This is a genomic window from Parabacteroides hominis, from assembly GCF_014287585.1.
Taxonomy (GTDB): Bacteria; Bacteroidota; Bacteroidia; order Bacteroidales; family Tannerellaceae; genus Parabacteroides; species Parabacteroides hominis.
This window is the reverse complement of the sequence record NZ_JACOOJ010000088.1, coordinates 1-2575: the sequence shown is the minus strand read 5'-3', so window position 1 is coordinate 2575 and position 2575 is coordinate 1. Positions and strand designations below refer to the sequence as shown.

The 2575-nt window shown below is 49.4% G+C and carries 1 protein-coding gene and 1 pseudogene; both read left to right on the top strand.

Going from position 1 to position 2575, the window contains the following annotated elements; translation table 11 throughout:
• Window positions 1–1473: pseudogene (locus H8S65_RS20745) on the top strand (hypothetical protein); the annotation flags it as partial.
• A gap of 11 nt (window positions 1474–1484) precedes the next feature.
• Complete coding sequence (locus tag H8S65_RS20740; RefSeq protein ID WP_186931705.1) at window positions 1485–2462, top strand: hyaluronate lyase N-terminal domain-containing protein; 978 nt, start codon at window positions 1485–1487, stop codon at window positions 2460–2462.
• Window positions 2463–2575: the final 113 nt, after the last annotated feature.

Genomic DNA, 2575 nt, shown 5'->3' with positions numbered 1-2575 from the left:
GGTGAGCCGGATAGTGCATACGTTGATATTTTCGACCGTGAAGAACTGAAAATGAAGTTTTCCGATCTGACACCAGCAGAAGTGGATCGATTGAAATTGCATTTTTCTGATCTGACGGATGAAGATAAAGCCGAGCTGATGAAGCCGGCCACGGATGCAGCAAAGGAGGTTCGTGATAAAATGGATGTCATCACCGGAGAAGCAAATACTCTTAAAACAGACCTTCGCCAGTTAGAGGCGACGGTCGAAGAGCGGGAAGGAGTCCGGGAGAACAGCTATACGCAGTGGCAGGCAAAAGAGCAGGCGCGGCAGAATGCCGAGTTAAAGCGCGAAGAGGAGTTTGGCCAAATCAAGACGGATGCCGGCACGGCAACGGAATCAGCCCTTGCTGCCGCGAAAAAGGCCAACGATACCAATCTGGCCGTTGAAGCTGCCGAACAGAAACGAAAGGATGACGAAGCCAAGCGCATAGAGCAATCCGAAGCCGACAAGATAGCCGAACAAGCACGTAAGGATGCCGAGCTTGTCCGCCAAAAGCAAGAGGAGAAACGTGAGAAAGATACGGCACAGGCCATCCTTGACACGAATACGGCAAAGCAAGGAGCGATAGAAGCTACCACCAACGCGAAATCCGTCTCCGACCATCCCGGATATATCGGATCTGATTATCATGTTTATGTCTGGGATTATACCACTGGTGCATACCGGAAGACGGATACTATCCTTCGGCCGGAGGCCTTTAACATATTTCGTACCTACAGGTCTATCGCTCTCATGGAAGCGGACGCTGCTAACGTCCCGGAAGGCAAGTTTGTCCTGATCAACACGAACGACGTCGAGAAACCCGACAATGCCAAACTGTATGTCCGTGGCGGGGAATCATTCGAGTACCTGGTGGATATGTCCGGCGCGATCGGGTTCACCGGCAAAACACCCGGCTTTACGGTCGGGACGGTGACGGAAGGTGATGTGATGGATGTCACTCTCTCGGAGAACGGGACGGATCCGGAGGGCAACCCCTTGTATAAATTGAACTTTGTTCTTCGGCGTGGTCCACAAGGATTCACACCGATCATCCAGACTGGAACAATAACAACCGGATTACCGGGTACGAATGTTTCAGTGGAGCTTATCCCAAACGGACAAACGGAAGAGGGGCGGGAAAAATATTTGTTGAATCTTACTATTCCGAGAGGCAATCCGGGAACCGGCAATGTTTCCGCTTTGGGTACAGGGCTGGTTGCGGGAAAGATGTATCTGTTCGTTCCCGCAACCAATAATAGTACAGAAGGTGCATTTGTCGAATATGTTGTACCTGATAATTTTCCCGAAGCCCCCAAAGATGGTAAGACTTACGGGCGTAAGGACGGGGCTTGGTCGGAAGTGAACTCAGCCGGCAACATGGACGGCGGAACGGCTTTTTCCGTCTACGGCGGTTCTTTAGTCATGGATGGCGGTAATGCAAACGATTAAATTATAGCAATATGGCAGTAAAGATACAATTACGAGGCGACACAAAGGCAAACTGGTTATTGGCCAATCCTGTTATCAGCGAGCGCGAAATGGTGCTGGAAACCGATACGGGGAAATACAAGATCGGTGACGGCGTGAAGGAATACGCAGACCTCTCTTATCACGGGATAGACGGCAAGCCCTCCCGGATCACAGATGATGGATTCTGGGAAATATATAATCCGTCAACGGATGAGTATGTCAAGACATCCCATAAAGCTGTGCCAACGGATGTGCAGGTAGCCGTTAAGACGAATAACGCGACTACTTATATCCTGACGTTTACTTATGCTTCTGGTAGTTTTGATACGCCGAATTTGCGTGGTCAGGACGGAGCGACTTACGATGACACGTCTATTCGCGACGCGCTGACCGCCTTGCAGAATCAAATAAATGGGCTTGTCTCCGGCAATGTATCCGTTGCGATCGAGTCGTTCAACGAGATCATAGCTTTCCTTGCCAGCGTGGAGGACACACAGACGTTGCAAGGGATCATCGCCGGGCTGAACCAAAGCATCACAAACGTCCAGCAGGCGATCCCGACAAAGATCAGCCAATTGCAGAACGACGACCATACGGTCAAAGACGCTGATTATGTCCATACGGATAACAACTATAGCAATGAGGAAAAGACGAAAAACGCTGAATCCGTCAGATTTAAAGATATAACCGTAGCCACGACGCTAACGAACCTCCCGGTCGAAAACTACTCGATCAAGGTAACATTGTCAGCAGCCAGCGCGTTGTCTTTTGCTTCAACTCCCGCCGAAGGTTGGGAGTGCATGATAGACATCAAGAATACAGGTTCTTCTGACATCACACAAGCACTTCCCAACGCTACAGGCTGGCAGTGTGACGAGGACAGCATTACGATTGCTGCCGGCAAGATAGCTTCGATATCAGTAAGGTATGTGCATGGGGTTTATGTGGTTCTTTCGAGAGGCAATTAATTCAAAACGGGGAAGAGGTGAGTTATGAAAAAAAGAGTGATGATGGGGAAGAATCTCAATTATGTGAAGTCAAACAATAGCTTTGTTAATACAGGGGTATCACTCAATGATAA